This window comes from Thauera sp., from assembly GCF_035444905.1.
In the GTDB taxonomy this organism is placed as follows: Bacteria; Pseudomonadota; Gammaproteobacteria; order Burkholderiales; family Rhodocyclaceae; genus Thauera.
In genome coordinates, this window is the sequence record NZ_DAOMPS010000120.1 from 1 (window position 1) to 3,486 (window position 3,486).

A 3,486-nucleotide genomic window follows, 5' to 3' on the forward strand; every position below is an offset into this window, starting at 1 on the left:
GCCACTGCAGCAAGAAGCCGAACATGACCAGAACGAACGCGACGTATTGCGGGTGGCGAATGCGTGCGTAGGGGCCGCTGTCGGCGACACGGCGGGTGCGCTGAGCCTCGAGGAGCACAGGCCATGCCTTTGCCAGGAGCCAGAAGCCACCGACGATGAATACTGTGCTCAACAGATGGAATGGGCCGAAATGCGGGTTACTGCTCCACCCGAACATGACCTCCAGGAGGTGTCCCGAGTCGTGGGCAAGAAAATCGATCCCGGGAAACTTTGACGATAGCCACCCCGAGAGCAGGTAGATCGTCAACGGAAAGCCGTACATCTCGGTGAAGAGCGCCAGGATGAAGGCCGAGTAAGCGCCCAAGGATCGCCAGTCCCGGCTCGTGCGGGGACGCGTGAAGCTGAAGGCGAAGGCGATGAAGAACAGCGAGTTGATGATGACCAGTGACCACAAGCCGTAACTCGACGTCTCATTCATCTCGATCTCCCGTGGCATTACGCATCATGGTTACCTTGGTCTTCAGTCGGCGTGTGTTTTCCCTTGTGGCCGTGACCGCGATGCATGAAGACGTGCATCAGGGGGCACGCAAGCAAGATGAGCCACGGTAGGTAGCCGAGCACATGGAGCCGATGCTCGACGATGAGGAGAACGGCCGCTAGCCCGACGAAGACCAGAAAAACACGGCGAACCCTTAGGTTTGATGCAGCCCGACCGGATGGACGGGGCTCGACTTCAGTCTCGGCTTTCATGAGACAGCTCCTTGTGAGCAAACATCGACATGCCGGGGTCGGGATGGCTTCCAACGAACGAGACAACGCGAGACGCGGTTCGTCTGCCCAGCTTTCCGGGCTGGCGAATCGAGGACGATCAAATCCTTTTCCGTCCGAGGCGCAACGCGTTACCGACCACCGACACGGAACTCAAGCTCATCGCCAGGGCCGCAATCAGCGGTGACAGCAGCAGCCCGAACGCTGGATAGAGCACCCCGGCCGCGATCGGTACGCCCGCTGCGTTGTACAGGAAGGCGAACACGAGGTTCTGATGCATGTTGCGCACGGTGGCGACGGAGATGCTGCGTGCGGTGGCGATGCCCCGGAGATCACCCTTGACCAAAGTCAGATGGGCACTGTTCATCGCGACGTCGGTCCCCGTGCCCATCGCGATACCCACATTCGCGCGCGCGAGCGCCGGCGCGTCGTTGATGCCGTCGCCGGCCATGGCGACGATGTGCCCCTCGGCCTGCAGTCTTCCGACCAGATCGTTCTTGTCGGCGGGCTTCACTTCGCCATACACCTCGTCGATGCCCAGACGGGCGCCGACCGCACGCGCCGTGGTGAGCCCATCGCCCGTGGCCATGATGATCCGGAGCCCGCTTGCGCGCAGCGCATCGAGCGCTTCAAGGGTCGTGGATTTGATCGGATCGGCAACCGCGATCAGGCCGGCGAGCACGCCGTCGACCGCCAGATACATCACGCTCGCGCCCTCGAGCCGCAGCGCCTCGGCACGCTCGGCGAGCCCGCGCCAGTCGATGCGCTCATCGTCCATCAACGCCGTGTTGCCCAAGGTCACGCGGCGGCCATCGACCGTGCCGCGCACGCCGATGCCGGACGAGGACTCGAAAGTCTCCGGTGTGCTGAGCGCCAGACCGCGCGCGCGGGCCTCGGTCACGATGGCCTGGGCGAGTGGGTGCTCGCTGCCCTGATCGAGGCTGGCTGCGATGCGAAGCACGTCGGCCTCCGTCCCGCCCGGCGCCGCCACCACACTATGGAAGGCGGGGCGCCCTTCGGTCAGGGTGCCGGTCTTGTCCACGATCAGGGTGTCGACCTTGCGCAGCGACTCGATCGCCGCCGCATCGCGAAACAGCACGCCCTGGGTGGCTGCCTTGCCGGTCGCGACCATCACCGACATCGGCGTGGCCAGGCCCAATGCGCAGGGGCAGGCGATGATCAGCACCGCCACCGCGTTGATGAGGCCGTAGGCCCAGCTCGGCTGGGGTCCGAAGAGTCCCCACACCACGAACGTGGTGAGGGCGATGAGCACGACGACGATGACGAACCAGCCCGCGACGACATCGGCCAGGCGTTGCATCGGCGCGCGCGAGCGCTGGGCCTGCGCGACCATCTGCACGATCTGCGACAGCATGGTCTGTGCGCCGATCTTCTCGGCGACCATGACCAGCGCTCCACTGGTGTTGAGCGTGGCGCCAATCACCTTGTCCCCGGGGCGTTTGGTCACCGGGATCGGTTCGCCGGTCAGCATCGATTCATCGACAGCGCTTTCGCCTTCGGCAACGGAACCATCGACGGGCACCTTTTCGCCCGGACGAATGCGCAACCGGTCGCCGGGATGGACGTGGGTCAGCGGGATATCCTCTTCGGTGCCATCCGCGCGAATGCGCCGCGCGGTCTTGGGCGCGAGGCCGAGCAGCGCCTTGATCGCGGCGCCGGTCTCCGAGCGCGCCTTGAGCTCCAGCACCTGGCCGAGCAGCGTCAGCGAGATGATCACCGCTGCCGCTTCGAAATACACCGCGACGTGTTCGCCCATGCGAAACGAGGCCGGAAATACCCCCGGCGCAACGGTGGCGACGACGCTGTACACATAGGCGGCGCCAACCCCCAGTCCAATCAGCGTCCACATGTTCGGGCTGCGGTTGCCGATCGACTGTGCGCAGCGCACGAAGAACGGCCAGCCTGACCACAGCACGACCGGTGTCGACAGGGCCAGCTCGACCCAGGGGCGTGCGGCCCCCAACATTGGATCGAAGAAACCGCCGGACATGGCGATCACCGTCACGATCACCGTCAACGGCAGCGTCCACCAGAAGCGGCGGCGGAAGTCGGCGAGTTCGGGATTGTCGTCGTCCTCGAGCCCCGGCATCACCGGCTCGAGCGCCATGCCGCATTTCGGGCAGGTGCCCGGTCCGATCTGGCGAATCTCGGGATGCATCGGGCAGGTGTATTCGGTGCCGGGCGCCGGAGCGCTCTCGGCCGAAGCCTGGCTTGTCTGCGGTGCCAGATACCGCGCCGGATCGGTCTCGAACTTGCCTTGGCACTTCGCACTGCAAAACCGGTATTCGTGCCCGGCGTGAATCGCCCGGTACGGTGAGTCGGGCTTCACGGTCATGCCGCAGACCGGATCGGTGTCCTTGCCTGTCGAGGCATGCTCGTGGCGATGCGTGTGGCCGGAATGGCCGCCCTGCGAATGTTCGTGGGTCATGAGACTTCTCCCCGTCGATTATTGTTATCGAATGCCCATCTTGCGCTGTTCACCGCGCACGAATGCCGTGATGTGCGCGACGTCGTCCGGCGTCAGTTCGGGAACGGGTGCCATGTCGCCGAACTGCCAATGGTGAGCGCGCACGCCGTTCGCCACCGCCAACTGAAAGGCCATATTGGCGTGATGACTGGGCTCGTAGACCTTGTGGATGTCGGCGCGCGTCTAAAACTACCCAGCGGTGCGCGTTGAATTTTACCCAGGCACTTTAG

At 64.5% G+C, this 3,486-nt stretch carries 4 protein-coding genes; all 4 read right to left on the reverse strand.

Annotation, left to right across the window (positions count from 1 at the left end; translation table 11 throughout):
- Positions 1 to 478: methyltransferase family protein (locus tag PLC66_RS22345; protein WP_324544382.1), on the reverse strand; the 478-nt coding region annotated here is incomplete at its 3' end.
- Positions 479 to 495: 17 nt separating this feature from the next.
- Entirely contained in the window at positions 496 to 750 is a 255-nt protein-coding gene (locus tag PLC66_RS22350; protein ID WP_324544383.1) for a DUF2933 domain-containing protein, read from the reverse strand.
- 118 nt (positions 751 to 868) lie between these two features.
- Complete coding sequence (locus PLC66_RS22355; protein ID WP_324544384.1) at positions 869 to 3,217, reverse strand: heavy metal translocating P-type ATPase; 2,349 nt, start codon at positions 3,215 to 3,217, stop codon at positions 869 to 871.
- 24 nt (positions 3,218 to 3,241) lie between these two features.
- Complete coding sequence (locus PLC66_RS22360; protein ID WP_324544385.1) at positions 3,242 to 3,391, reverse strand: hypothetical protein; 150 nt, start codon at positions 3,389 to 3,391, stop codon at positions 3,242 to 3,244.
- Positions 3,392 to 3,486: the final 95 nt, after the last annotated feature.